At 66.2% G+C, this 25,244-nt stretch carries 27 protein-coding genes; 25 read left to right on the top strand and 2 right to left on the bottom strand.

All coding sequences use genetic code 11. The annotated features are described in order from the left end of the window. Positions 1–4 precede the first annotated feature (4 nt). Positions 5–835, bottom strand: coding sequence for a mycofactocin-coupled SDR family oxidoreductase (locus ORI27_RS17955; protein WP_265998330.1), 831 nt, complete (start codon positions 833–835; stop codon positions 5–7). 123 nt (positions 836–958) lie between these two features. Between ORI27_RS17955 and ORI27_RS17950 the strand changes: the two genes are divergently transcribed. After that, complete coding sequence (locus ORI27_RS17950) at positions 959–1,537, top strand: TetR family transcriptional regulator (protein ID WP_265998329.1); 579 nt, start codon at positions 959–961, stop codon at positions 1,535–1,537. 28 nt (positions 1,538–1,565) lie between these two features. After that, complete coding sequence (locus tag ORI27_RS17945; protein WP_265998328.1) at positions 1,566–2,564, top strand: oxidoreductase; 999 nt, start codon at positions 1,566–1,568, stop codon at positions 2,562–2,564. Between the two features lie 62 nt (positions 2,565–2,626). On the opposite strand, the gene ORI27_RS17940 is transcribed toward ORI27_RS17945, so the two are convergent. Beyond that, positions 2,627–3,619 carry an esterase family protein gene (locus ORI27_RS17940; RefSeq protein WP_265998327.1) on the bottom strand — a complete coding sequence of 331 codons (993 nt, stop codon included), beginning with the start codon at positions 3,617–3,619 and terminating at the stop codon, positions 2,627–2,629. 189 nt (positions 3,620–3,808) lie between these two features. Between ORI27_RS17940 and ORI27_RS17935 the strand changes: the two genes are divergently transcribed. The 23 genes from ORI27_RS17935 to nuoL all read left to right on the top strand — a co-directional run bounded on the left by ORI27_RS17935 (position 3,809) and on the right by nuoL (position 25,242). Further along, on the top strand, positions 3,809–4,936 hold the full coding sequence (locus ORI27_RS17935; RefSeq protein WP_265998326.1) for a homogentisate 1,2-dioxygenase: 1,128 nt from the start codon (positions 3,809–3,811) through the stop codon (positions 4,934–4,936). Continuing rightward, positions 4,936–6,120, top strand: a complete 1,185-nt coding sequence (locus ORI27_RS17930; protein ID WP_265998325.1) for an alpha/beta hydrolase family protein — start codon at positions 4,936–4,938, stop codon at positions 6,118–6,120. The genes ORI27_RS17935 and ORI27_RS17930 overlap by 1 nt, the downstream gene beginning before the upstream one ends. A gap of 85 nt (positions 6,121–6,205) precedes the next feature. Next, positions 6,206–7,408 (top strand): CaiB/BaiF CoA transferase family protein, encoded by a 1,203-nt coding sequence (locus ORI27_RS17925; protein WP_265998324.1) that lies wholly within the window; start codon positions 6,206–6,208, stop codon positions 7,406–7,408. Beyond that, positions 7,405–8,310, top strand: coding sequence for a hydroxymethylglutaryl-CoA lyase (locus tag ORI27_RS17920; protein ID WP_265998323.1), 906 nt, complete (start codon positions 7,405–7,407; stop codon positions 8,308–8,310). Before ORI27_RS17925 ends, ORI27_RS17920 begins: the two co-directional genes overlap by 4 nt. Before the next feature lie 6 nt (positions 8,311–8,316). Beyond that, positions 8,317–8,943: a TetR/AcrR family transcriptional regulator gene (locus ORI27_RS17915; protein ID WP_265998322.1), complete on the top strand. Its 627-nt coding sequence runs from the start codon at positions 8,317–8,319 to the stop codon at positions 8,941–8,943. 19 nt (positions 8,944–8,962) lie between these two features. Then, a complete protein-coding gene (locus ORI27_RS17910) occupies positions 8,963–10,207 on the top strand; it encodes an acyl-CoA dehydrogenase family protein (protein WP_265998321.1) in 1,245 nt (414 codons plus the stop codon). Then, a complete protein-coding gene (locus ORI27_RS17905) occupies positions 10,204–11,181 on the top strand; it encodes a phosphotransferase family protein (protein WP_265998320.1) in 978 nt (325 codons plus the stop codon). The genes ORI27_RS17910 and ORI27_RS17905 overlap by 4 nt, the downstream gene beginning before the upstream one ends. Beyond that, positions 11,178–11,528 (top strand): DUF6285 domain-containing protein, encoded by a 351-nt coding sequence (locus ORI27_RS17900; RefSeq protein WP_265998319.1) that lies wholly within the window; start codon positions 11,178–11,180, stop codon positions 11,526–11,528. Before ORI27_RS17905 ends, ORI27_RS17900 begins: the two co-directional genes overlap by 4 nt. After that, entirely contained in the window at positions 11,528–11,911 is a 384-nt protein-coding gene (locus ORI27_RS17895) for a nuclear transport factor 2 family protein (protein WP_265998318.1), read from the top strand. The genes ORI27_RS17900 and ORI27_RS17895 overlap by 1 nt, the downstream gene beginning before the upstream one ends. Positions 11,912–11,935: 24 nt before the next feature. Further along, the gene (locus ORI27_RS17890) at positions 11,936–12,454 is read left to right on the top strand and encodes a YceI family protein (protein WP_265998317.1); all 519 of its coding nucleotides are present in this window, start codon (positions 11,936–11,938) and stop codon (positions 12,452–12,454) included. A 95-nt stretch (positions 12,455–12,549) separates the two neighbouring features. Then, the gene (locus ORI27_RS17885) at positions 12,550–12,954 is read left to right on the top strand and encodes an Rv3143 family two-component system response regulator (protein WP_265998315.1); all 405 of its coding nucleotides are present in this window, start codon (positions 12,550–12,552) and stop codon (positions 12,952–12,954) included. Between the two features lie 162 nt (positions 12,955–13,116). Next, a complete protein-coding gene (locus ORI27_RS17880; protein WP_265998314.1) occupies positions 13,117–13,476 on the top strand; it encodes an NADH-quinone oxidoreductase subunit A in 360 nt (119 codons plus the stop codon). After that, complete coding sequence (locus ORI27_RS17875) at positions 13,467–14,021, top strand: NuoB/complex I 20 kDa subunit family protein (protein ID WP_265998313.1); 555 nt, start codon at positions 13,467–13,469, stop codon at positions 14,019–14,021. Before ORI27_RS17880 ends, ORI27_RS17875 begins: the two co-directional genes overlap by 10 nt. Further along, positions 14,018–14,764: an NADH-quinone oxidoreductase subunit C gene (locus ORI27_RS17870; RefSeq protein ID WP_407666348.1), complete on the top strand. Its 747-nt coding sequence runs from the start codon at positions 14,018–14,020 to the stop codon at positions 14,762–14,764. The genes ORI27_RS17875 and ORI27_RS17870 overlap by 4 nt, the downstream gene beginning before the upstream one ends. Further along, positions 14,764–16,062, top strand: a complete 1,299-nt coding sequence (gene nuoD / locus ORI27_RS17865; protein WP_265998311.1) for an NADH dehydrogenase (quinone) subunit D — start codon at positions 14,764–14,766, stop codon at positions 16,060–16,062. Before ORI27_RS17870 ends, nuoD begins: the two co-directional genes overlap by 1 nt. After that, positions 16,059–16,793, top strand: a complete 735-nt coding sequence (gene nuoE, locus ORI27_RS17860; protein WP_265998310.1) for an NADH-quinone oxidoreductase subunit NuoE — start codon at positions 16,059–16,061, stop codon at positions 16,791–16,793. The genes nuoD and nuoE overlap by 4 nt, the downstream gene beginning before the upstream one ends. Beyond that, a complete protein-coding gene (nuoF, locus tag ORI27_RS17855) occupies positions 16,790–18,115 on the top strand; it encodes an NADH-quinone oxidoreductase subunit NuoF (RefSeq protein ID WP_265998309.1) in 1,326 nt (441 codons plus the stop codon). Before nuoE ends, nuoF begins: the two co-directional genes overlap by 4 nt. Continuing rightward, positions 18,115–20,547 carry an NADH-quinone oxidoreductase subunit G gene (locus ORI27_RS17850; RefSeq protein ID WP_265998308.1) on the top strand — a complete coding sequence of 811 codons (2,433 nt, stop codon included), beginning with the start codon at positions 18,115–18,117 and terminating at the stop codon, positions 20,545–20,547. Before nuoF ends, ORI27_RS17850 begins: the two co-directional genes overlap by 1 nt. After that, positions 20,544–21,773, top strand: a complete 1,230-nt coding sequence (nuoH, locus tag ORI27_RS17845; RefSeq protein WP_265998307.1) for an NADH-quinone oxidoreductase subunit NuoH — start codon at positions 20,544–20,546, stop codon at positions 21,771–21,773. Before ORI27_RS17850 ends, nuoH begins: the two co-directional genes overlap by 4 nt. Then, positions 21,766–22,320 carry an NADH-quinone oxidoreductase subunit NuoI gene (nuoI, locus tag ORI27_RS17840; protein ID WP_323055623.1) on the top strand — a complete coding sequence of 185 codons (555 nt, stop codon included), beginning with the start codon at positions 21,766–21,768 and terminating at the stop codon, positions 22,318–22,320. The genes nuoH and nuoI overlap by 8 nt, the downstream gene beginning before the upstream one ends. Beyond that, complete coding sequence (locus tag ORI27_RS17835) at positions 22,317–23,051, top strand: NADH-quinone oxidoreductase subunit J (protein ID WP_265998306.1); 735 nt, start codon at positions 22,317–22,319, stop codon at positions 23,049–23,051. Before nuoI ends, ORI27_RS17835 begins: the two co-directional genes overlap by 4 nt. Continuing rightward, positions 23,048–23,347, top strand: a complete 300-nt coding sequence (gene nuoK, locus ORI27_RS17830; RefSeq protein WP_005140925.1) for an NADH-quinone oxidoreductase subunit NuoK — start codon at positions 23,048–23,050, stop codon at positions 23,345–23,347. Before ORI27_RS17835 ends, nuoK begins: the two co-directional genes overlap by 4 nt. 11 nt (positions 23,348–23,358) lie before the next feature. Next, positions 23,359–25,242 carry an NADH-quinone oxidoreductase subunit L gene (gene nuoL, locus ORI27_RS17825; RefSeq protein WP_265998305.1) on the top strand — a complete coding sequence of 628 codons (1,884 nt, stop codon included), beginning with the start codon at positions 23,359–23,361 and terminating at the stop codon, positions 25,240–25,242. Positions 25,243–25,244 lie beyond the last annotated feature (2 nt).

Here is a 25,244-nt window from a genome sequence, read left to right as displayed (position 1 = left end):
CGTCCTAGAGCTTGTTGCAGAAGCCGGCGTCGACCGGGAACGTAACCCCGGTGACGAACTTGGCTTCGTCACTGACCAGATACGCGATCGCGGCGCTGATGTCCTCCGGTTCGAGGAGGTCCACCGGCATGGGGTTCTGCAGATGCGGTCCCCCGTCGGGATAGTTCTCCAGGAACGACACCATCGCGGGATTGACCGCCATCATGGTGCGCACCGCGGTCGGATGCACGGTGTTGACCCGAATACTATGCGGGGCAAGAGCATTGGCCAGGGTTCGCATCAGCCCGACGAGGCCATGCTTGGACGCCGCATACCCGAGCCCGCCGCCCTGCAGGCCGCCGAATCCGCGCAGGCCCGCCGTCGAGCTGGTGAACACGATCGACCCGCCACGCTGCCCGGCGATCAGGTGCCCGATCGCGGCCTTGGCCGTGTGGAAGGCCCCGACGAGGTTCACGTTCAGCACATCGGTCCATTGCTCGAGCTCTTCGTCGATGGTCAGTTCGCGAAATGCCATGGTGGCGATGCCGGCGTTGGCGCACACGATGTCGAGGCGGCCGAACTGTTCGACCCCGGCATCCAGGGCGGCCTTCAATCCGTGGAAGTCACGGACGTCGGCGACGCCGGCAATCATCTTGCCGCCCTTGGCTTCAACGAGTTCAACGGTTTCATCCAGCTCGGCGCGGCTGGCCATCGGATAGCCGTTGGAGCCGATGTCGGCGCAGATGTCCACACCGATGATGTCGGCGCCGTCGGCGGCCAGCCGAATGGCGTGGCTGCGGCCCTGCCCGCGGGCCACGCCGGTGATGAACGCGACCTTGCCGTCCAGAGAACCCATCGATCCCGCTTTCGTTGCGCCGGCGGCGTCGCCGGTGGAGTTTCACGGCACAGTAACCGCGTTACTGCGGTACAGTAACCGTGTTACTCATCGACGGCAAGGGCATGTGTGAACAGCGTTGAGATGACAGCGGGGACCGCTGTCGACAGCCGCGACAGGATCGTCGACATCGTGGTCGACATCCTCGAAACCGAGGGTTACGACGCGGTGCAGCTGCGTGAGGTCGCTCGGCGTTCGCGCACCTCGCTGTCCACAATCTACAAGCGCTACCCCACCCGGGACAGCCTGATCCTGGCCGCGCTCGAAGCCTGGATGGACGAGAACCGGTACGCCGCGCTGGCCCACCAGCATCACGATCCCGGCGAGTCGATCTACGACGGGTTGATGCGCGTGTTGCGCACCATCTTCGAGCCCTGGGAGCGACACCCCCAGATGCTCAAGGCCTACTACCGGTCGCGCTCGGAAACCGGAAACGAACGCCTCCTGCACCGGGGGCTGGACATGGCGATTCCCGCGTTCATGGCGGTGCTGGACGGGGTCGACGACGACTTCGTCGACGACCTCGACGCCGCGGTGTCCAGCCTGGTCTATGGATTGTCCGGGCGCTTCGCCGCCGGCGAGATCGCGATCACCGACATCCTGCCCACCATCGAGCGAACGGTTCGGTGGTTCACCGCCGGCTATGAGGCGACGCGCAAGTAGAACACCGGCGGGCGCTACGGTCTTCGCTATGGATTCTTTCACCGCACTGCTGGCACGTCAGGACGGCGACCAGGTCACCGCCGCGATCGAGACGCTCGACGCGACCGAACTGCCACCCGGCGACGTCACGATCCGGGTCGCCTATTCCAGCGTCAACTACAAGGACGCGCTGGCCCTGACACCGCGGGGCGGCGTGGTCCGGCAGTATCCGATCGTTCCCGGCATCGACCTCACCGGTGAGGTGGTGGAATCCCAGTCCGCCGAATTCGCGGTGGGCGACCAGGTTTTGGCGCACGGCTACGACATCGGCACCGGACACCACGGCGGCTACGGCGAATACGTCCGGTTGCCCGCCGAACAGGTCGTCGCGCTGGGCTCGCTGACGCCCCGCGAGGGCGCGGCGATCGGAACCGCCGGCTTCACCGCCGCGATGAGCGTCGAGGCGCTCATCGCGCACGGCATCACACCGCAGGACGGACCGATCGTGGTGACCGGCGCGACCGGAGGCGTCGGATCCGTCAGCGTCGACATCCTCGCGGCGGCCGGCTACGAGGTGGTGGCGTCCACCGGTAAGGCCGAGGCCGCCGAGCATCTCAAGGCGCTCGGCGCCGCGGAGGTCATCGGCCGCCTGCCCGAAGACCCCGACGCCAAGCCCCGCCCGCTGGGCAAGACGCGTTGGGCCGGTGCCGTCGACTGCGTCGGTGGGGCCACCCTGGCTGACGTCATCAGCACGCTGAAGTACGGCGGAGCCGTCGCGGCCAGCGGCCTGACCAGGGGGCCCGGCCTGAATACCACGGTGATGCCGTTCATCCTGCGGGGCGTCTCGCTGCTGGGCATCGACTCGGTGCAGCTGCCGATCGGCCCGCGCCGCGCGCTGTGGGAGCGCCTGGGCGGCGACCTGAAACCGCGCCACCTCGGCGACGTCACCCACGAGGTCGACGTCAAGGACGTCATCGCGGTCATCGACCAGGTGCGCGCCGGGAAGTATTCCGGCCGGGCGGTGGTGCGGGTGGCCGGCGGCTTCTGACCCACCGACAACGAAAGCGGGCCGCCGGCACTGAGACCGGCGACCCACTTTCGTTCAAACCGTCAGGCCTGCGGAGTAGCGCCCAGGTGGCTGATCAGGTCGGGCTTCATCGCCTGAAGCTCGCGACCCCAGTACGCCCAGTTGTGGGTGCCGTTGTCGGGGAAGTTGAACACACCGTTCTTGCCGCCCGCGGCGAGGTAGTTGTCGCGGAAGGTGATGTTGGTGCGAATGGTCAGGCCCTCCAGGAAGGTGGCCGGCAGGTCGCCACCGCCCAGCTCGTTGGGCTTGCCGTTACCGCAGTAGATCCAGATGCGGGTGTTGTTGGCGACGATCTTGGGGATCTGCAGCATCGGGTCGTTGCGCTTCCAGCCGCTGTTGGGATCCTCGGTCGGGCCCCACATGTCGTTGGCCTTGAAGCCGCCGGCGTCACCCATGGACAGGTTGATCAGGAACGGCCACTGACCCTCGGAGGGGTTCAGGAAGCCCGACATCGAGCCGGCGTAGATGAACTGCTGCGGGTGGTAGACCGACAGGATCAGCGAGGACGAGCCGGCCATCGAGAGGCCGATGGCGGCGCTGCCGGTGGGCTTGACGTCGCGGTTGGCCGACAGCCACTGCGGCAGCTCCGAGGTAAGGAACGTCTCCCACTTATAGGTCTGGCAGCCGGTCTTGCTGCACGCCGGCGAGTACCAGTCGGCGTAGAAGCTGGACTGCCCACCGACCGGCATGACGATCGACAGGCCGGACTGGTAGTACCACTCGAACGCCTGGGTGTTGATGTCCCAGCCGTTGAAGTCGTCTTGGGCACGAAGACCGTCGAGCAGGTAGACCGCGGGTGAGTTCGGGCCTCCACTCTGGAACTGGATCTTGATGTCATGTCCCATCGAGGGCGACGGAACCATCAGATACTCCACCGGCAGGCCGGGACGCGAGAACGCTCCCGCCGTTGCCGATCCACCGACCAGACCGATCAGGCCCGGAAGGGCAGCGGCCACGACCGTGGCGGCCGCGAATCGGCGCGGCCATGCACGCACCTTGTCGAACAAGGACTTCACTAATCCACCCCAGCTTTCTATGACCCCGGTTCCCGGATGCAGAGTCGAGTAAAACATGCCGTCTCGAACCTGTGAAAGTCCGCCACGTTACACATTGGGCGTCGGGCTCTTGTCAGTGGGTCGAACAAAAACTAATGTCACTTTTAGTTTTCTGCCGTTCGCACCTCGACGCCGAACTCGGGAGATTCCATGGAATCCTTCACTCACCTGCGCAAAGGCACCACACCACGGCGATTGCACGCCGATTTGGATGGCCTCAAGGACGACGAGTTGGGCAGGGGCGGATTCACCGGGCGGACCGCCAACATCTACCGCCGTAACGATCCCACCGCTTTTCGCGCCACCGGGCCACTGCGGCCGCTCGATGTGCTCTCCGGTGAGCTCAAACCGGGCGATCTGACCGACCCCGCCGGGGCCCCGCTGCTGCTGTTCTCCAACCCCGACTGCCGCATCTCGTTGAGCCGGCGCGAGGCGGCCATGCCGTTCTACGTGCGCTACGTCGACGGTGACCTGCTGTGTTTCGTCCACCAGGGCACCGGCACCCTGGAGACCGAATTCGGTCCGTTGTCCTATCGTCCCGGCGACTGGATCTATCTGCCGAAGGCCTGCACGTGGCGCCAGACGCCGGGCTCGGGGAAGAGCCTGGAAAGCACCTGGCTGATCATCGAGGCCACCGACGAGTTCCGGGTGCCACCGGCGGGCCCGCTCGGGCGGCACTGGCCCTTCGACCCGTCGCAGGCCGTCATCCCCGACCCGGTGCCCACGGCCGACGGCGACGGCCCGCACACCGACGGTGAATACCAGGTGCGGCTCTATCACCGCCCGATCGACGGCATCGAGACCACGACACTGACCTATCCGCACAATCCGATCGACGTCGAGGGCTGGCGCGGCGACAACTACGCCTTCACCTTCAACGTGGACGACTACAACGTGATCACCTCCGACAGCGTGCATCTGCCGCCGATGGTCCATCTGTTCATGGAGGCGACGGGTGTCTACGTCTGCAACTTCCTGCCCAAACCGGCCGAATCCGTGCCCGGCACCGAACGCACTCCCTGGTATCACCGCAACGTCGACTTCGACGAGATCGCGTTTTTCCACGGCGGTTCGCTGTACGGCATCCCGATGCCGCCGGGTTTGATCAGCCACGCGCCGCAGGGCGTGCATCACGGCGCGCCGGAGAAGGCGCGGGAACGCGCCCGGCGGAAGTTCGACGAGTTCAGCCAGGTGGATTGGCAGGTCATCGCCGTGGACACCCGGAGGCGCCTGGTTCCCTCACCGGAGGTTCTGGCCAACGACCTCGGGCAGCACTGATGGTCACGCCGGTCAAGCGCGCCTATGAGCGCATCCCGTATCTGATTGCCTACCAGAACAATTCCGCCGTCCGCGATGTCTACGGCGGGGTGGCCGAGCTGGTAGTGCTGGAAAGCTACCTACTCAAACCGACGATACCGTCGGATACCGTGCTGGTGTTCATGCACCCGATCGGCGGCGGCGCCTACCTGCCGATGATCAACGCGCTGGCGCGCGCCGGTCATCACGTCATCTACTGCAACAGCCGCTTTCGGGGCACCGACTCGGCCCTGCTGATGGAGAAGGTGGTCGAGGATCTCGGCGAGTGCATCAAGGACGCCAAGAACCGGCTGGGCTACGCCAAGGTGGTCCTGGCCGGCTGGAGCGGCGGCGGCTCGCTGTCGGTGTTCTACCAGCAGCAGGCCCAGCACCCGACGATCACGACCAGCCCGTCGGGTGACGGCCCCGATCTGACCACACTGGGTCTGCTTCCCGCCGACGGCATCATGCTGCTGGCCGCCCACATCAGCAGGCACGGCACCATGACCGAGTGGATGGATGCGTCGATCCTCGACGAGAACGACCCGACGAAACGGGATCCCGAACTCGACCTCTACAACCCGGACAACCCCAACCAGCCGCCCTACACGCGTGAGTTCCTGGATCGCTATCACCAGGCGCAGATCGCGCGCAACCGACGAATCACGGCCTGGGTCAAGGACAAGTTAGCCGAGTTGAAGGCGGCGGGCCGGCCCGATGACGAGTTCTGTTTCGTCGTGCACGGCACGATGGCCGACCCCCGCTGGCTCGACCCGACCGTCGACCCCAACGAGCGTGCGCCCGGCACCTGCTATCTGGGTGACCCACAGGTGGTCAACATGAGCCCGGTCGGGCTGGCACGGTTCTGCACCCTGCGCAGCTGGCTGTCACAGTGGAGTTATGACGACGCCAATGGTGACGCCGTGAAGGCCGGCCCGGATATCGCCGTACCCGCGCTGGTGATCGGCAATCTCGCCGACGACGCCTGTACGCCCAGCCACACCCGCCGGCTGTTCGAAGCGATCGGGCACCCCGACAAGGAGATGCACGAGATCCCCGGTGCCAACCACTACTACTCCGGGCCCGATCAGCGGGAGACGTTGCGCCAAGCGGTGGGGATCGTCACCGACTGGCTGATTCGGCACGATTTCGCAAAGGCGGACTGATGTCACTTGCACGAGCAGTCGCACAATCGCACTGCACGGACACTTTTCATGCGAGTCTGCGTCTGCTCGCGAAGGCGGAGACGCTGTGACAACCGGACCGCTCGACGGTATCCGGGTGATCGAGGTCGGCACGCTGATCTCGGGGCCGTTCGCCGGCCGGCTGCTCGGCGACATGGGCGCCGAGGTGATCAAGATCGAACCGCCCGGCGCTCCCGACCCGCTACGCACCTGGGGCCAGGCCGAACTGGACGGCCACCACTTCTTCTGGACCGTGCACGCGCGCAACAAGAAGGCGATCACCCTCAACCTGCGCGAGGCCCGAGGCCGCGAACTGTTCCTCGATCTGGTCGAGCGCTCCGACATCATCATCGAGAACTTTCGGCCCGGCACGCTGGAGAAGTGGAGCCTGGGTTACGCCGTTCTGCGCGAACGCAATCGGGGCATCATCCTGGTCCGCGTGTCCGGCTACGGGCAGACCGGACCGGACGCGAAGAAGGCCGGCTACGCCTCGGTCGCCGAGGCCGCCAGTGGACTGCGCCACATGAACGGATTCCCCGGCGGCCCGCCGCCACGGCTCGCCCTGTCACTCGGAGACAGCCTGGCCGGGATGTTCGCCGCGCAGGGTGCGCTGGCAGCACTGTATCGGCGCACCGTCACCGGCGAGGGTCAGGTCGTCGATGCGGCACTGACCGAATCCTGTCTGGCGGTACAGGAGTCGACGATCCCCGATTACGACGTCGGTGGAGTGGTCCGCGGACCGTCCGGCACCCGACTGGAGGGTATCGCCCCGTCCAACATCTACCGCAGCGCCGACGGCAGCTGGGTGGTGATCGCCGCCAACCAGGACACCGTGTTTCGCCGGTTGTGCGCCGCGATGGGCCAGCCCGAACTCGCCGACGATGACCGATTCGTCGATCACCTTGCCCGCGGGCGTAATCAGGACGAGCTCGACAAGATCATCGGCGACTGGGCGGCCGCTCGCGAACCCGCCGACATCATCAGCACCCTGAGCGAGGCCGGGGTCATCAGCGGCCCGATCAACACCGTCGCCGAGGTCGTCACCGACCCGCAACTGGTATCGCGCGGCATGATCGCCGATCACTGGGACGAGCGGATCGCCCGCAATGTGAAGGGTCCCGGCGTGGTGCCGGTGCTGTCCGAGTCACCGGGGACCATCCGCTCGGCGGGATCGTCGCGACCAGGCCAGCACAACACCGAGATCTACGCGGACCTGCTGGGGCTGCGCGGCGACGAGATCGCCGACCTCGAGGCCAAGGGGGTGCTATGAGCGTGCCAGGAGAACATGTCACCATCCGCGAGGTCGCCCTGCGCGACGGCTTGCAGATCGAAGACCCGATCCCGTTGTCGGCCAAGCTGGAATTGCTGGCAGCCATCGCCGCCACCGGAGTCCGGGAAGTGGAGGCGACGGCGTTCGTCTCACCGTCGAAGGTGCCCGCACTGGCCGACGCCGCCGAACTCGCCGCCTGCCTGAGCGACTACCCCGACATCGAATTCTCGGCACTGGTGGCCAGTCCGAACGGCGCCAACCGGGCCATCGCGGCCGGTCTGCGTTCGCTGGAGTACGTGGTGTCCGCCGCCGACGCGCACAGCCGGGCCAATGTCGGGCGCGGCACCGCCGAAGCCACCGCGCAGATCGCCGACATCGTGGCCATCGCCCACGACTCCGGCGTCAGCGTCGAGGTCATCATCGCCACAGCCTGGGACTGCCCGTTCGACGGCCCCACCCCACCGCAGCGGGTACTCGACATCGTCGACGCCGCCTGCGAATCCGGCGCCGACCGGCTGGCGATCGCCGACACCATCGGCACCACCACACCCGGGCGGGTCACCTCACTGGTAAACCAGGTCATACCCCGCATCGGCACCCTGCCGCTGGGTGCCCACTTCCACAACACCCGAGGCGCCGGACTGGCCAGCGCGTATGCGGCGGTCGCGGCCGGGGTGCGGCGGCTCGACTCGTCGGTCGGCGGCCTGGGCGGTTGTCCGTTCGCACCAGGTGCCAGCGGCAACATCGCCACCGAAGACCTGGTATACCTGCTGCGCGACAGTGGGATCGGGGTCGACGTCGATCTCGACGCGGCTATCCGCGCGGCAACCGTCGCTCAGGCAGCGGTCGGACATGATCTGCCCAGTGCGCTGCTGCGGGCCGGCGACCGGATCCTGAACTGAACCGCCATGCCCGCCCAGACGCCCGAGACACTGTCGAGCAAGGGTCGCCAGACCCGGCTGGCGATCGAGGCTGCGGCCCGGAAGCTGTTCGCCGAGCGTGGTTTCCACGGCACAACGCTGGGTGATATCACCTCGGCCGCCGGCAGGTCACCGGCGGTCTTCTATCGCTACTTCGACGACAAAGAGGATCTGCTGGCCGCCCTGGCCGACTCGTTTCTCCATGATGTCGTCCTGCCGTCCGGACTGCGGCTACACCTGCCGGAGTCTCCGGACGACACCCGGTTCTTCGTCACCGTCGTGACGGCCTACTGGGACATGTTCAAGCAGAGCATCGGGATCATGATCGCAGTGGATCAGCTCGCCGCCACCCAAGCCCGATTCGCCCGGTTACAGAATCAGTTCCGCCAGTTCGGCATCGACATCGTCGCCGCATCGGTGCTGCGCGCGCAGGAACAGGGATATGCGGCGGGCCTTCAGCCCGAACACACGGCACTGGCGATCGCGCTGTTGTTCGAACAGTTCACCACGGTGTGCCTGCGCCCCGACAGCGCCGGTCTGGGCCTGAGACTGTCGGACACCGAAGCCATCACCACTCTGTCCGCCATCTGGAAGAAGACACTGTACGGCTTCTGAGCACCCAAAGGAGATCAACGTGGATTTCACTCTGCCCGAACACCTCCCGGCTTTGCTGGCCGAGATGGACGCGTTCATCGAAGCCGAGATCAAGCCACTCGAGCGCGAGCACATGCAGTATTTCGACCAGCGCCGCGAATTCGCCCGCACCGACGTCGACAACGGTGGCATCCCGCGCCGGGAATGGGAGGATCTGCTCGACGAGATGCGCCGCCGCGCCGATGCGGCGGGCTGGCTTCGCTATGGTCTGCCCTCGAAGTTCGGTGGCCGCGACGGCACCAATCTGGACATGGCGGTCATCCGGGAACACTTGGCGCACAAGGGACTCGGGCTGCACAACGACCTTCAGGACGAGTCGTCGATCGTCGGCAATTTCCCGCAGGTCATCATGATGGACCGGTTCGGCACCGAGGCCCAGAAGAGCGAGTGGATCGAGGCGATGCTGACCGGCACGCGGTCGATGGCGTTCGGCCTCACCGAACCCGACCACGGCTCGGACGCCACCTGGTTGGAGACCACAGCAGTACGCGACGGCGAAGACTGGGTGATCAACGGATCCAAGCGCTGGAACACCGGGGTTCATCGGGCCACGCATGATCTGGTGTTCGCCCGCACCTCCGGCGAGCCCGGCCAGGCCCGCGGTATCACCGCCTTCCTGGTGCCCTGCGACGCCGACGGTTTCGAGGTGCCCTTCTACTGGTGGACCTTCAACATGCCCACCGACCACGCCGAGGTGGAACTACACGATGTGCGGGTGCCCGCCGATGCCGTACTCGGCAAGCTGGACCACGGACTCGAGGTGGCGCAGACCTTCCTGCACGAGAACAGGATTCGTCAGGCGGCCAGCAGCCTGGGTGCGGCCCAGCACTGTATCGACCGCGCGGTGGACTACGCCGGCAAGCGGGTGACATTCGGCAAACCGCTCTCGGTCAATCAGGCGGTGCAGTGGCCGCTGGTGGAGTTGCAGACCGAGGCCCAGATGGTCCGGCTGCTGGTCCGCTACGCCGCCTGGGAGCTCGACCGCAACCACCACCTCGAGGTCTCCGACAAGGTGTCGATGGCCAACTACCGGGCCAACCGGCTGGTGTGCGAGGCCGCCGACCGGGCCATGCAGGTACACGGCGGCGTCGGCTACAGCCGCCACGAGCCCTTCGAGCACATCTATCGCCATCACCGCCGCTACCGGATCACCGAGGGCGCCGAGGAGATCCAGATGCGCCGGGTGGCCCAGCGGATGTTCAGGTTCGGCAAGCCGGCCCGATGACCGTGGCCGCCGACACGCTGTCCACCGATCTGGCCGGGGTACTGCGCCCATTACTCGGCCCGGCCACCGAGATCGCCAACCTGCGCGCGCTGACCGGCGGGGCCAGCCGTACCACGTGGGCGTTCGAGGCGGTGACGGGATCGCAGCGGCGCGCGTTGATCCTGCGCACCGGCCCACCCGATGACGTGCACGCCGGCATGGAGTTGGAGGCCGCCGTCCAATCGGCCGCCGCGGCGGCCGGCGCCCCGGTGCCCGACGTCCTGGTCGCCTCCGATTCCGTTGAAGCACTGGGTAACCCATTTCTGATCTGCGGTGAGATCGCCGGAGAGACCATCGTGCGGCGCATTCAACGCCAACTCGACGACCAGGGCCGCGCGGCACTGCTGCGTCAGTGCGCGCAGGCGCTGGCGGCAATCCATCGCGGCGCGGCCGACGCTCCGGGCCTCACCCAGCAGGACGACCTGGCTGAATGGCGGCAGCGCCTCGACGAAATGCGCGACACCACAGCCACATTCGAATGGGCCTTCCGGTGGCTGACCGCCAACCGGCCGCCGGCCTCTCCCCCGCGGCTGGTGCATGGGGACTTCCGGATGGGCAACCTGATTGTCGACGGCTCGGACCTGGCGGCCGTGCTGGACTGGGAACTGGTCCACATCGGCGAGATCTATGAAGACCTCGCGTGGTTCTGCATCCGGGCGTGGCGGTTCGGCGCCCCACCCACGATGGCCGCCGGCGGGCTGGGCAGCATCGACGATTTCGTCGCGGCCTACCAGGACGCCGGCGGGGCCGCCGTCGACCGCACGGCGCTGCGCTGGTGGCTGGTGCTGGCCACCCTGCGCTGGGGAGTGATCTGCCGGTTCCAGGCTGAACGCCACCTGTCCGGCCAGACCCGCTCGGTCGAGCTGGCCGCCATCGGACGGCGGGTCTGCGAAACCGAATGGGATGTCCTCGACCTGCTGGAGGGTGCGCCGTGACCGGGCTCAACGGGCGGCCCACCGCCGCCGAACTGATCGCCGCCGTCGCCGAATTCCTCGAAGGCGACGTCCGGGCCAACACCACCGGGTCGGTCAACTTCCACGCCCTCGTCGCCACCAACGTCCTGCGCACCGTCGAACGCGAACTGCTCGACCAGACCTCCGCCGAACCACTGGCCGCGCTGCGGCGGCTCGGTTATCCCGACGAGAGCGCCCTGGCCGCCGCGATTCGCGCCGGTGACCTCGATGACCGCGAGGGCGAGGTCATGGCAACCCTGCGTGCTCTGGTCCACCACCGCCTCGCCATCGCCCACCCCGGATACGACCGACCCGACCGAGGACGTTGATGTTCACCCACGACCAGATCCTCGACGTTGCCGACCGGCTGTTCGCCACGATCACGGCGGGTAACGTCGCGGCGGTGGCAGCACTGTGGTCCGATGACATCACCGTGTGGCACCAGGGCGAGGAACGGGACAACGACAAGGCACGCGCTCTGAAGGTGATCCGGTGGTATATCGGCGCCACCAGCTATCGGCACTATGAAGTGCTGGATCGGCAGGTGTTCGACGGCGGCTTCGTCCAGCAGCACATCCTGCATTCCACCACCGGCCGCGGCGAAAACGTGGCGCTGCGGGTCTGCCTCGTGGTGAAGATAGGAGATGACGGCCTGATCCGGCGAATCGACGAATACCTCGATCCCGCCGAACTGGCGCCGCTGCTGCCCTGAAAGTTTGCTCCGGAAGGAGATCGCATGTCCGCAATGCAGGCACTACTCGATGACCCCACCACCGCCGGACGCTGGCGGCTGGTGCCCGACCGATCCTCGGTGCGGTTCAAGAACAAGACCTTCTGGGGTCTGGCCACCGTCACCGGCGAATTCACCGATGTGCGCGGCTCAGGCGAGATCACCGCGACCGGCGCGGTGTCGGGCACGCTCGATATCCGGGCCTCGTCGCTGAAGACCGGGATCGGGAAGCGTGACGAGCACCTGCGCTCGGCGGATTTCTTCGACGTCGAGAAGCATCCCGAGATCCACGTCGAGGTGAGCTCGGTGACGCCCACCGGAGAAGCGCAGGCCACCCTGACCGTGCGGGGCACCACTACGCCGTTGCCGTTGTCGGCCACCGTCGAGCGAGCAGGCGACGGCACGGTGCGCGTCACCGCACAGACGGCGATCGATCGCACCACACTGGGGGTCAGCGGCAACATGATCGGCATGATGCCGACGACGACCACACTGCTGGCCGACGTCGTGTTCGCCAAAGAGTGATTTCGGCGCGCTTTCGGTCGCACACAGCGAACGTTTCCGCGCCGAACCTGCCGAACGCGATCGGCGGCAGGCGTTTACGCAGTAGCATCGGCGGCGTGTCTCGCCCCGGTGCGCAGCCCCTCCACGTCCTGGTGTACAGCAGCAATGCCCGCACCCGGGAACAGGTGCGGCTGGCGCTGGGCAAACGGGTTCATCCCGAACTGCCGGAACTGACCTACACCGACGTCGCCACCGGACCGATGGTGGTTCAGCTGATGGACGCCGGCGGATTCGATCTGGTGATCCTGGACGGCGAGGCGTCCCCGGTCGGCGGCATGGGCATTGCCAAACAACTCAAGGACGAGATCGCCGACTGCCCGCCGGTGCTGGTCCTCACCGGCCGGCCGGACGACGCGTGGCTGGCCAGCTGGTCACGGGCGGAGGCCGCGGTACCGCACCCGATCGATCCGATCCGGCTCGGTGACGCGGTCGTTGGTTTGCTGCGCACTCCCGTGCGGTGATCTGAACGCCAAATACGCTGTCGCCCTTGCCCTCTCGGACCGAGATAGGCCGCGCTCAGCACTTCAAGCCATCCTAACGAAAACGCGACGACCCACGTCTCAAGATCGCTAGGCTGTGCCTTAGCTCACATCTCCAGCCCTAGCGAGGAGTGACACAGCCATATGAGTCTCTACACACCCATCTTGGTGTTGGGAGTTATCGCGGCGGGGTTCGCGATCGTGTCGGTGGTGATCGCATTGGTGATCGGTCCCCGGCGCTTCAACCGGGCCAAGCTGGAGGCATACGAGTGCGGCATCGAGCCGGTGGCCGTGGAGGCGGCCGGTCAGCGGTTTCCGATCAAGTACTACCTGACCGCGATGTTGTTCATCGTGTTCGACATCGAGATCGTGTTTCTGTATCCGTGGGCGGTGTCGTTCGACGCTTTGGGGACGTTCGCGCTGGTGGAGATGCTGATCTTCATGGGCACGGTGTTCGTGGCCTACGGGTATGTGTGGCGCCGGGGCGGGCTGGAATGGGACTAGAGGAGACGCTGCCGGGCGGCATCCTGTTGTCGACGGTGGAGAAGGTCGCCGGGTTTGTGCGCAAGGGGTCGCTGTGGCCGGCGACGTTCGGGTTGGCCTGTTGTGCGATCGAGATGATGGCGACGGCCTCGCCGCGGTTCGATATCGCCCGGTTCGGAATGGAGCGGTTCTCGGCGACACCGCGACAGGCTGATTTGATGATCGTGGCCGGGCGGGTGAGCCAGAAGATGGCCCCGGTGTTGCGGCAGGTGTACGACCAGATGGCCGAGCCGAAGTGGGTGCTGGCGATGGGGGTGTGCGCCTCCAGTGGGGGGATGTTCAACAACTACGCGGTGGTCCAGGGTGTGGATCATGTGGTGCCGGTGGATATCTATCTGCCCGGGTGTCCGCCGCGTCCGGAGATGTTGATGCACGCGATCTTGGCCCTGCACGCCAAGATCGCGCAGATGCCGTTGGGGGTGCATCGGGCCGAGGCGATCGCCGCCGCCGAGCAGGCCGCCCTGGCCGCCCCCACCACCCTGGAACTCAAAGGCCTGCTCCGATGACCGGAGGGCAGGAGCGCAGCGACCCGGGAATTGGCACCGGAGGGCAGGAGCGCAGCGACCCGGGAATTGGCACCGCAGGGCAGGATCCCGGTGAGTTCATCGGTGTTCGCCACGGCATGTTCGGCAGCACGGGCAGTGGCGACACCTCCGGTTACGGCCGACTGGTCCGTGAGGTCGCCCTGCCCGGCAGCACACCGCGACCCTACGGCGGCTACTTCGACGAGGTGGTCGACCGGTTGGCCGAAGTGCTGGGCGACGACGAATTCGCCGCAGCCGCCGAACGAATCGTCGTCTTCCGCGGACAACTCACCCTGGAGATCCGTCGCGAACACCTGCAGAGCGTCGCACGGGCACTGCGTGACGACGAATCCCTGCGGTTCGAATTGTGTTGTGGGGTTTCGGGTGTGCACTATCCCGATGACGATGGCCGGGAGTTGCATGCGTTCTATCCGTTGATGTCGATCACACACAACCGGCGAATACAGCTGGAGGTGGCGTGCCCAGACGTTGATCCGCATGTGCCGTCGTTGTTTTCGGTGTATCCCACGGTGGATTGGCATGAGCGGGAGACCTATGACTTCTTCGGGATCGTCTTCGACGACCACCCCGGTTTGACGCGTATCGAGATGCCCGATGACTGGGTGGGCCACCCGCAACGCAAGGACTATCCACTGGGGGGTGTTCCGGTCGAATACCACGGCGCACAGATCCCTCCACCCGACGAACGTAGGTCGTATCACTGATGAGCACTGAGGACACCGTGATCGTCCTGGGTGGCCAGGACTGGGAGGAGATCGTCGCCGCCGCCCGCAAGGGTGAGGCCGGCGAGCGGATCGTGGTGAACATGGGTCCGCAGCATCCTTCGACACATGGGGTGTTGCGCCTGATTCTGGAGATCGAGGGCGAAACCGTCACCGAGGCACGGTGCGGGATCGGATTTCTGCATACCGGGATCGAGAAGAATCTGGAGTATCGCACCTGGACCCAAGGCGTGACGTTTGTGACCCGGATGGATTACCTGTCCCCGTTTTTCAACGAGACCGCCTACTGCCTGGGGGTGGAGGCGCTGCTGGACATCACCGACCAGATCCCGGACCGGGCCAGCGTGGTTCGGGTGATGATGATGGAACTCAACCGGATCTCGTCTCATTTGGTGGCGTTGGCCACCGGCGGGATGGAACTCGGGGCGATGACCCCGATGTTCTTCGGTTTCCGCGAACGCGAACTGATCCTGAGCGTGTTCGAGGCGATCACCGGGTTGCGGATGAACAACGCCTATATCCGTCCCGGCGGGCTGGCCACCGACCTGCCCGACGACGGCCCCCAACGGGTTCGGGAGCTGTTGGGAATCCTGCCGGCACGGTTGCGTGAACTCGAAGACCTGTTGACCCAGAACTACATTTGGAAGGCCCGCACCCAGGGCATCGGCTATCTGGATTTGACCGGCTGCATGGCGTTGGGGATCACCGGCCCCGTTTTGAGGTCCACCGGGCTGCCCCACGATCTGCGCAAGACCCAACCCTACTGCGGCTATGAAACCTACGATTTCGACGTCATCACCGATACCGGCGCCGACTGCTATGGCCGCTATCTGATCCGGGTCGGCGAAATGCACGAGTCCCTCAAGATCGTCGAGCAATGCCTGGACCGCCTGGAGCCGGGGCCGGTGATGATCAGCGACAAGAAACTGGCCTGGCCCGCCGATCTGCAACTCGGCCCCGACGGCTTGGGGAACTCCCCCGCCCATATCGCCAAGATCATGGGCACCTCCATGGAGGGTTTGATCCACCACTTCAAACTGGTCACCGAAGGCATCCGGGTGCCCGCCGGGCAGGTCTACATCGCCGTGGAGTCCCCCCGCGGCGAACTTGGCGTGCACATGGTTTCCGATGGCGGCACCCGTCCGTATCGGGTGCACTACCGCGACCCGTCGTTCACCAACCTGCAAGCCGTGGCCGCGATGAGCGAGGGCGGCATGGTCGCTGACGTCATCGCCGCCGTCGCCTCCATTGATCCGGTCATGGGAGGTGTCGACCGATGACAATTGATTTGGTCCTGGGCCCCCGCCCCGAGGAACCCGGTCCCCCCATCGGGGGGCGGAGCAGCTACCCCTCAGACGTCGAAGCCCGATTAGCCGCTGATGCCGCGGTCATCATCGCCCGCTACCCCCAGGCGCGTTCGGCGCTGCTACCCCTGCTGCACCTCACCCAATCCGAGGACGGGTACCTCACCACCGCCGGGATCACCTTCTGCGCCCACCAGCTGGACCTGACCCCGGCCGAGGTCGCCGCGGTGGCCACCTTCTACTCCATGTACCGGCGCACCCCCACCGGGGACTACCTCATCGGGGTGTGCACCAACACCCTGTGTGCGGTCATGGGCGGCGACGCCATCCTCGACACGCTGGAAACCGAACTCGGTATCCACGCCGGGAACACCACCCCCGACGGGGCTATCACCCTAGAACACATCGAATGCAACGCCGCCTGCGACTACGCCCCCGTCATCATGATCAACTGGGAGTTCTTCGACAACCAAACCCCTTCCACCGCAAAACACCTCATCGACCAGATCCGCAACGGACAACCACCGGCCCCAACCCGCGGCACCCAACTCTGCCCCTTCCGGCAGACCGCACGCACACTCGCCGGACTATCGCCCGCGAGCGAATCACCCGGAGGTGCGCCCGGTGCGGCGACGCTGGCCGGCCTTCGGGTCGCACACGAGCTCGGCATGTCGGCACCCGCGGTTCCCGAAAGCGATGCGCGATGACACCTACCACACCGCTGACTCCGGTTCTGAGCCGGTTCTGGGACGAGCCCGAACCGTGGACGCTGGAAACGTATGTGCGCCACCAGGGTTATCAGGCGTTGCGCACCGCACTGAACATGAAGCCCGACGACGTCATCGCCATGGTGAAAGAGTCCGGTCTGCGCGGTCGCGGCGGTGCCGGCTTCCCGACCGGGACGAAGTGGTCGTTCATCCCCCAGGATGCGACCGGGGCGGGTGCCAAGCCCAAATACCTGGTGGTCAACGCCGACGAATCGGAACCCGGTACCTGCAAGGACATTCCGCTGATGCTGACCACACCGCATTTCCTCGTCGAGGGTGCGATCATCGCGGCGTATGCGATCCGGGCTCGCCATGCCTTCATCTACCTCCGTGGCGAGGTGGTGCCGGTGCTGCGCCGGTTGCAGGCCGCGGTGGCCGAGGCGTATTCGGCGGGCTACCTGGGTACCGACATCCAGGGCTCGGGATTCGATCTGGACCTGATCGTGCACGCCGGGGCGGGCGCCTACATCTGCGGTGAGGAAACCGCACTCCTGGACTCGCTGGAAGGCCGGCGCGGCCAACCCCGGCTACGCCCACCGTTTCCCGCGGTCGCCGGGCTGTACGCCTGCCCGACGGTGGTCAACAACGTGGAATCCATCGCCAGCGTCCCGCCGATCCTGCTGGGCGGCGTGGACTGGTTCAAGTCGATGGGTTCGGAGAAATCCCCCGGCTTCACGCTGTATTCGCTCTCCGGGCATGTCACCAACCCGGGGCAATACGAGGCGCCGCTGGGCATCACCCTGCGCGAGTTGCTCGAGTATGCCGGCGGGGTCCGCAAGGGGCACGAACTCAAGTTCTGGACTCCGGGCGGCTCGTCGACGCCGTTGTTGACCGCCGAACACCTCGACGTACCACTGGACTACGAGGGAATGGCCTCGGCCGGCTCGATGCTGGGCACCAAGGCGTTGCAGATCTTCGACGAAACGACGTGCGTGGTGCGGGCGGTGCGCCGCTGGACCGAGTTCTACGCCCATGAGTCCTGCGGGAAATGCACCCCCTGCCGCGAAGGCACCTACTGGCTCAGCCAGATCTACGAGCGGCTCGAGACCGGCCGCGGCACCGCGGACGATATCGGAAAGCTGCTCGACATTTCCGACACGATTTTCGGAAAGTCGTTCTGTGCGTTGGGTGACGGCGCCGCCTCACCGATCATCTCGTCGATCAAGCACTTCCGTGAGGAATATGAAGAGCATCTCTCCGGCGGCTGCCCATTCGATCCGTACGCCTCGATGCTGGCCGCACCGGAGGGGGTGGGGGCCTGATGACACAGACCTCAGATAGAGATGCACCGGCCGCTCCCGCTCTGGAGATGGTCAATCTCGTCATCGATGATGTCGAGGTGTCGGTGCCCAAGGGCACGTTGGTGATTCGGGCCGCCGAGTTGATGGGGGTGCAGATCCCGCGGTTCTGTGATCATCCGCTGCTGGATCCGGTGGGAGCGTGCCGACAGTGCCTGGTGGAGGTGGAGGGCCAGCGCAAGCCGATGGCCAGCTGCACCACCACGGTGTCCGACGGGATGGTGGTGCGTACCCAATACACCTCCGAGGCCGCCGACAAGGCCCAGCACGGGGTGATGGAGCTGCTGCTGATCAACCATCCCCTGGACTGCCCAGTGTGCGACAAAGGCGGCGAATGCCCGCTGCAAAACCAGGCGATGTCCAACGGCCGGGTCGAAACCCGTTTCACCGACATCAAACGCACCTTCCCCAAACCGATCAACCTGTCCAGCGAGGTCCTGTTGGATCGGGAGCGGTGTGTGTTGTGTGCCCGGTGTACCCGGTTTTCCGAGCAGATCGCCGGGGATGCCTTCATCTCGTTGCTGGAGCGCGGCGCGCTGCAGCAGGTCGGTATCGCTCCGGGTGAGGCATTCGACTCCTATTTCAGCGGCAACACCGTGCAGATCTGCCCGGTCGGGGCGTTGACGGGCGCCGCCTACCGGTTTCGCGCCCGACCGTTCGATCTGGTGTCCAGCCCCAGCGTGTGTGAACACTGCGCCTCCGGGTGTGCCCAGCGCACCGATCATCGCCGCGGTGTGGTGTTGCGCCGGCTCGCCGGCGACGACCCGGAAGTCAACGAGGAGTGGAACTGCGACAAGGGCCGCTGGGCGTTCACCTACACCCGCGCCGGAGACCGCATCACCACCCCGATGGTGCGCGACGAGAACGGCGCACTGCGCCCGGCCTCCTGGTCGGAGGCCATCGCCGTGGCCGCCGCGGGGCTGAGGTCGGGACGGGCGGGTGTGTTGGTGGGTGGCCGAGTCGGCGCCGAGGACGCCTACGCCTACGCCAAGTTCGCCCGGATCGCTCTGGGCACCAACGACATCGACTTCCGATCCCGGCCGCACTCGGTGGAGGAACAGGAATTCCTGGCCGCGCAGATCGCGGGCCGCCGCGAGGTCAGCTACGCCGATCTGCAGGCCGCCCCGATGGTGGTCCTGGTCGGCTTCGAACCCGAAGACGAGTCCCCGATCGTATTCCTGCGGCTGCGCAAAGCGGTCCGCAAGCAGGGTCTGCGGGTGGTGAGTGTCGCCCCGTTCGCCTCCCCGGGTTCGACCAAGCTGGCCGCCCGGGTCGTGCCCACCGGACCGGGTCAGGAAGCGGCCGCCCTCGATGCGCTGGCCGCCGAGCTACCGCCCGGGGCGATCATCTTGGCCGGCGAGCGATTGGCCACCAGCCGCGGGGCCTACTCGGCGGTGGCCCGAGTGGCCGCACGCACCGGTGTCCGGCTGGCCTGGATCCCGCGTCGCGCCGGGGACCGTGGCGCACTCGACGCCGGTTGCCTGCCCAACCTCCTGCCCGGCGGGCGGCCAGTCGCCGATGATGCTGCGCGCCAACAACTCACGACCGCATGGCATGTCGATGAGCTTCCCGCAGCACCGGGCCGCGATACCACCGCGATCCTGGCCGCCGCGGCTGACGGTGAACTCGACGCGCTGCTCGTCGGCGGGGTGGATCCCGCCGACCTGCCCGAGCCACAAGCCGCGCTGGCGGCCATCGAGTCGACCGGGTTCGTGGTCAGCCTCGAGTTGCGTGAGTCCGCCGTCACAGCCCTGGCCGACGTGGTCTTCCCGATCGCACCCGTCGCCGAGAAGTCCGGTTCATTCCTGAACTGGGAGGGCCGACTTCGGCCTTTCGAACCGGCGCTGCCGTCCAACGCCCTCCCCGACCTTCGGGTGCTGCAGATCATGGCCGACGAGCTCGGCGTCGACCTCGGCTTCCGCACCGCCGAAGAAGCCCGCACCGAGATCGGCGCACTGGGCCCCTGGGGCGGCGAACGGCCAACTCCCCCATCCGTTTCGCCGAAGGAAGCACCGCCGTTGGAGCCTGACGAGGCGGTGTTGGCGGGGTGGCGGATGTTATTGGATGCGGGCCGCTTGCAGGATGGTGAACCGTTCCTGGCGGGCACGGCCAGGCCGACGGTGATGCGGCTGTCGGCGGCGACGGCAGCCGGGATCAGGGCGGCTGACGGGGACGTGGTGACGGTGTCGACCGGCCGGGGTTCGATCAGTGCGCCGTTGGTGATCACCGAGATGCCCGATGGGGTCGTGTGGCTGCCGTTGTGCTCACCGGGCAGCGCGGTGCACGAGCAGCTCGGGGTCACCGTCGGTGCGGTGGTGGGTATCGAACGGGAGGCCCCGGGCATGAGCCCGCCGGCGACGATGCAGAGCGAAGCGATGAGGAGGAGCGGCGCATGATCCCGCCGGATATGACGGTGTTCGGCCATGATCCGTGGTGGCTGATCCTGATCAAAGCCGTCGCGATCTTCGCCTTCCTGCTGCTGACGGTGTTGGTGGCGATCCTGCTCGAGCGGAAGATCTTGGGCCGCATGCAGATGCGGTACGGCCCCAACCGGGTCGGCCCGTTCGGCATCCTGCAGTCACTGGCCGACGGCATCAAGCTGGCACTCAAGGAAGGGTTGGTGCCCGCCGGCGTCGACAAACCCATCTACCTGATGGCGCCCGCGATTTCGGTGACGACCGCGATCCTGGCCTTCGCGGTGATGCCGCTGGGCCCGGTGGTGTCGGTGTTCGGGCACCGCACCCCGCTTCAGTTGACCGACCTGCCGGTGGCGGTGCTGTACGTCCTGGCGATCACGTCGATCGGGGTGTACGGCATCGTGCTGGCGGGTTGGGCGTCGGGCTCCACGTACCCGCTATTGGGCGGTCTGCGCTCCAGCGCACAGGTGGTCTCCTACGAGATCGCGATGGCGCTGTCCTTCGCCGCGGTGTTCCTCTACGCCGGAACCATGTCGACCTCGGGCATCGTGGCGGCGCAGGAGAAGACCTGGTACGTGGTGCTGCTGTTGCCGTCGTTCGCGGTATACCTCACCGCGATGGTGGGCGAAACGAACCGGGCCCCCTTCGATCTGCCCGAAGCCGAGGGCGAACTGGTGGGCGGGTTTCACACCGAGTACTCGTCGTTGAAGTTCGCCATGTTCTATCTCGCCGAATACGTGAACATGACCACCGTCTCGGCCCTGGCCACCACGTTGTTCCTGGGCGGGTGGCGCGCCCCGTGGCCGCTGAGCATCTGGGACGGCGCCAACACCGGGTGGATACCGCTGATCTGGTTCGTGGTCAAGGTCTGGATGTTCCTGTTTGTGTTCATGTGGCTGCGGGCCACACTGCCCCGGCTGCGCTACGACCAGTTCATGGCACTCGGCTGGAAGCTGCTCATCCCCACCTCGCTGATCTGGATCATGATCGTCGCGATCCTGCACAGCGTCGGCCACGCCGGCATCATCGACAACCTCATCGCCGCGGCGGTCCTGCTGATCGTGCTGCTGGCGGCGAACTCACTGCGGCACAGGCTCGTCCAACGCAAGGCCGCGCCGCCACCTCTCCCACCGAAGGCCGGAGCGTTCCCGATTCCACCGATGCCCGGCACGCCGGCCGCACGCAAGGAGAAAGCAGATGCCTAAGTTCCTCGATGCGGTCAAGGGTTTCGGGGTGACGTTTTCGACGATGTTCAAACGTCCCATCACCGAGGAGTATCCGGAAAAGCCGGGCCCGGTCGCACCCCGCTATCACGGCCGCCACCAGCTCAACCGCTACGCCGACGGGCTGGAGAAATGCATCGGCTGCGAATTGTGCGCCTGGGCGTGCCCCGCGGATGCGATTTACGTCGAGGGCGCCGACAACACCGAGGACGAACGCTTCTCGCCCGGAGAGCGCTACGGACGCGTCTACCAGATCAACTACCTGCGCTGCATCGGCTGCGGACTGTGCATCGAGGCCTGCCCCACCCGCGCGCTGACCATGACCAACATCTACGAAATGGCCGACGACAACCGCTCGGACCTCATCTACGGCAAGGACAAACTCCTGGCCCCCCTACAACCCGGGATGCAACCGCCGCCCCATCCGATGGCACCCGGGACCACCGACGACGACTACTACCTCGGACACATCGGCGGGCAGGAGCGAAGCGACTCGGGGATTAGGTCGACCGCAGAGGAGGTTCGATGACGACCACACTGTTGGCGGCCGAAACCCTCACCCGCACATCCACACCCGAGGCGGTGGCGTTCTGGATTCTCGCCGTCATCGCGATCGCGGGTGCGATCGGCGTCGTCGCGGCACCCAAGGCCGTCTATTCGGCCATCTTCCTGGCGACGACGATGATCGCGCTGGCGATGGTCTATGTCGCACAGGAGGCCCTTTTTCTCGGCGTCGTGCAGGTGGTCGTCTACACCGGTGCGGTGATGATGCTGTTCCTCTTCGTGCTGATGCTCATCGGTGTCGACTCCTCGGAGTCGTTGGTGGAAACCATTCGGGGTCAGCGGGTTGCGGCCATCGTGGCCGGCCTGGGGTTCGGCATTCTGTTGGTCGCCGGAATCGGCACGGTGGCGACGACGGGATTCGTCGGGTTGGCGCAGGCCAACGAGGGGGGCAATGTGCAGGGCTTGGCCACGTTGATCTTCACCCGAGATTTGTGGGCGTTCGAGCTGACCAGTGCGTTGTTGATCACCGCGGCCCTGGGGGCGATGGTGTTGGCGCATCGGGAGCGGTTCGAACGTCGAAAAACTCAGCGCGAGTTGGTGGTCGAACGCTTCCAGACCGGAGCGCGCGCCACCCCGCTGCCCAACCCGGGAGTCTATGCCCGCCACAACGCCGTCGACACCGCCGCCCGGCTACCCGACGGCACCGAGGAGGAATCGTCGGTGAGCACGATCCTTCGTGGGGACGGTCAGCGATGAATCCGGACAATTACCTGTACTTGTCGGCGTTGTTGTTCACGATCGGTGCTGCGGGGGTGTTGTTGCGGCGCAACGCGATCGTGATGTTCATGTGTGTGGAGTTGATGCTCAACGCGTGCAATCTGGCGTTCGTGACGTTCTCCCGGATGCATGGCCATCTGGACGGCCAGGTGGTGGCGTTCTTCACCATGGTGGTCGCCGCCTGCGAGGTGGTGGTCGGGTTGGCGATCATCATGACCATCTTCCGCACCCGACGCAGCGCCAACGTCGACGACGCGCATCTGCTGCGGCATTGAACGGCACCGCTATGACGACGCTGCTGATCCTGACGATTGCGCTGCCCCTGGCCGGGGCGGTGATCCTGCTGCTGGGCGGACGACGCACGAACGCGTGGGGACACCTGCTGGGGTGTGCCACGGTGATCGGCGCTTTTGCCTGCGGTGCAGTGTTGTTCACCCATCTGCTCGGCCTGCCCGCCGAAGACCGGGTGGTGCACGAGGTGTTGTTCTCCTGGGTACCCGTCGGGGTCCTGCACGTCGACTTCGGCCTCCAGTTGGATGCGCTGTCGCTGTGTTTCGTGCTGCTCATCACCGGCGTCGGCGCCCTGATCCACCTCTACTCGGTCGGCTACATGGCCGAAGATCCCGACCGGCGGCGGTTTTTCGCCTACCTCAACCTGTTTGTCGCCGCGATGCTGCTGCTGGTGCTGGCCGACAACTACTTGGGGTTGTATCTGGGCTGGGAAGGGGTCGGCCTGGCTTCCTATCTGCTGATCGGGTTCTGGTCCTACAAGCCGACCGCGGCGACCGCGGCGAAGAAGGCGTTCGTGGTCAACCGGGTCGGCGACATGGGATTGGCGATCGCGCTGATGGTGCTGTTCGCCAGCCTGGGTTCGGTCAGCTACGACACCGTGTTCTCCTCGGCGCCGGCGATGACGTCGGGCACCGTGACAGCGGTCGGGTTATTGCTGCTGTTGGGCGCGTGCGGCAAGAGCGCCCAGGTGCCATTACAGTCCTGGCTCGGCGACGCGATGGAAGGTCCCACCCCCGTCAGCGCCCTGATCCATGCCGCCACCATGGTCACGGCCGGGGTGTATCTGATCGTGCGCTCGGGCCCGATCTTCAACCACAGCCCGGCCGCGCAGGCCGCCGTGGTCACCGTGGGTGCGGTCACCCTGCTGTTCGGGGCGATCATCGGCTGCGCCAAGGACGACATCAAGAAGGCCTTGGCCGCCTCCACCATGTCCCAGATCGGCTACATGGTGCTCGCCGCCGGACTTGGCCCTGCCGGGTATGCGGTGGCGATCATGCACCTGCTCACGCACGGCTTTTTCAAAGCCGGCCTGTTCCTGGGTGCCGGTTCGGTCATGCACGCCATGGACGACGAGACCGACATGCGCCGCTACGGCGGCCTGCGCACCCTGCTACCGATCACGTTCGTCACCTTCGGCCTGGGATATCTGGCCATCATCGGCGTCCCACCGTTCGCCGGCTACTTCTCCAAAGACGCGATCATCGAAACCGCCCTCAACAGCGGCGGCCTCCAAGGCTGGCTGCTGGGCGGGGCAGCCCTGCTGGGTGCCGGGATCACCGCGTTCTACATGACCCGCGTCATGCTGCTCACCTTCTTCGGCCAGAAACGCTGGAAACCCAACACGCACCCCCACGAATCACCCCCCGTGATGACCGGACCCATGATCGTGCTGGCGTTCGGCTCCGTCGGCGCCGGTGCCTTCCTGGCCGTCGGCAACACGCTGCAGCACTGGCTGCAACCCGTCGTCGGCCACCACGAGACCCACCACACCATCCCGGCCTGGATCACCACCGTCACCGCCCTGGGCGTCGTCGCCATCGGCATCGCCGTGGCCTACCGGCAGTACGCGATGCACAAGGTTCCCGAGACCGCGCCGCTCGACGTGTCGGCGCTCACGGTCGCGGCGCGCAAGGACCTGTACGGCGACGCGGTCAACGAGGCGGTCTTCATGCGCGGCGGCCAGGAGTTGACCAAAGGCCTTGTGGTCGTAGATGAGAAGGGTGTCGAGGGGGTGACGCAGGGGCTGGCCTACGTCGTTGGCCGGATCTCGGATCGGCTGCGTGAGCTGCAGACCGGGTTCGCCCGCTCCTACGCACTGTCGATGCTGGCCGGTGCGGCACTCGTGATCGCCGTCGTCCTGTTCACGGCGTGGAGGTGACC

Origin of the sequence: Mycobacterium pinniadriaticum (assembly GCF_026242045.1) — a bacterium.
GTDB lineage: Bacteria > Actinomycetota > Actinomycetes > Mycobacteriales > Mycobacteriaceae > Mycobacterium > Mycobacterium pinniadriaticum.
This window is presented reverse-complemented; position numbering and strand designations above follow the sequence as displayed.

Excerpts from the sequence above, each read along its gene's own strand:
- ORI27_RS17955 (WP_265998330.1), bottom strand. The coding sequence starts at position 835 with ATGGGTTCTCTGGACGGCAAGGTCGCGTTCATCACCGGCGTGGCCCGC.
- ORI27_RS17950 (WP_265998329.1), top strand. The coding sequence starts at position 959 with ATGACAGCGGGGACCGCTGTCGACAGCCGCGACAGGATCGTCGACATC.
- ORI27_RS17945 (WP_265998328.1), top strand. The coding sequence starts at position 1,566 with ATGGATTCTTTCACCGCACTGCTGGCACGTCAGGACGGCGACCAGGTC.
- ORI27_RS17935 (WP_265998326.1), top strand. The coding sequence starts at position 3,809 with ATGGAATCCTTCACTCACCTGCGCAAAGGCACCACACCACGGCGATTG.
- ORI27_RS17930 (WP_265998325.1), top strand. The coding sequence starts at position 4,936 with ATGGTCACGCCGGTCAAGCGCGCCTATGAGCGCATCCCGTATCTGATT.
- ORI27_RS17920 (WP_265998323.1), top strand. The coding sequence starts at position 7,405 with ATGAGCGTGCCAGGAGAACATGTCACCATCCGCGAGGTCGCCCTGCGC.
- ORI27_RS17915 (WP_265998322.1), top strand. The coding sequence starts at position 8,317 with ATGCCCGCCCAGACGCCCGAGACACTGTCGAGCAAGGGTCGCCAGACC.
- ORI27_RS17905 (WP_265998320.1), top strand. The coding sequence starts at position 10,204 with ATGACCGTGGCCGCCGACACGCTGTCCACCGATCTGGCCGGGGTACTG.
- ORI27_RS17895 (WP_265998318.1), top strand. The coding sequence starts at position 11,528 with ATGTTCACCCACGACCAGATCCTCGACGTTGCCGACCGGCTGTTCGCC.
- ORI27_RS17890 (WP_265998317.1), top strand. The coding sequence starts at position 11,936 with ATGTCCGCAATGCAGGCACTACTCGATGACCCCACCACCGCCGGACGC.
- ORI27_RS17880 (WP_265998314.1), top strand. The coding sequence starts at position 13,117 with ATGAGTCTCTACACACCCATCTTGGTGTTGGGAGTTATCGCGGCGGGG.
- ORI27_RS17875 (WP_265998313.1), top strand. The coding sequence starts at position 13,467 with ATGGGACTAGAGGAGACGCTGCCGGGCGGCATCCTGTTGTCGACGGTG.
- ORI27_RS17870 (WP_407666348.1), top strand. The coding sequence starts at position 14,018 with ATGACCGGAGGGCAGGAGCGCAGCGACCCGGGAATTGGCACCGGAGGG.
- nuoD (WP_265998311.1), top strand. The coding sequence starts at position 14,764 with ATGAGCACTGAGGACACCGTGATCGTCCTGGGTGGCCAGGACTGGGAG.
- nuoE (WP_265998310.1), top strand. The coding sequence starts at position 16,059 with ATGACAATTGATTTGGTCCTGGGCCCCCGCCCCGAGGAACCCGGTCCC.
- nuoF (WP_265998309.1), top strand. The coding sequence starts at position 16,790 with ATGACACCTACCACACCGCTGACTCCGGTTCTGAGCCGGTTCTGGGAC.
- ORI27_RS17850 (WP_265998308.1), top strand. The coding sequence starts at position 18,115 with ATGACACAGACCTCAGATAGAGATGCACCGGCCGCTCCCGCTCTGGAG.
- nuoH (WP_265998307.1), top strand. The coding sequence starts at position 20,544 with ATGATCCCGCCGGATATGACGGTGTTCGGCCATGATCCGTGGTGGCTG.
- nuoI (WP_323055623.1), top strand. The coding sequence starts at position 21,766 with ATGCCTAAGTTCCTCGATGCGGTCAAGGGTTTCGGGGTGACGTTTTCG.
- ORI27_RS17835 (WP_265998306.1), top strand. The coding sequence starts at position 22,317 with ATGACGACCACACTGTTGGCGGCCGAAACCCTCACCCGCACATCCACA.
- nuoK (WP_005140925.1), top strand. The coding sequence starts at position 23,048 with ATGAATCCGGACAATTACCTGTACTTGTCGGCGTTGTTGTTCACGATC.
- nuoL (WP_265998305.1), top strand. The coding sequence starts at position 23,359 with ATGACGACGCTGCTGATCCTGACGATTGCGCTGCCCCTGGCCGGGGCG.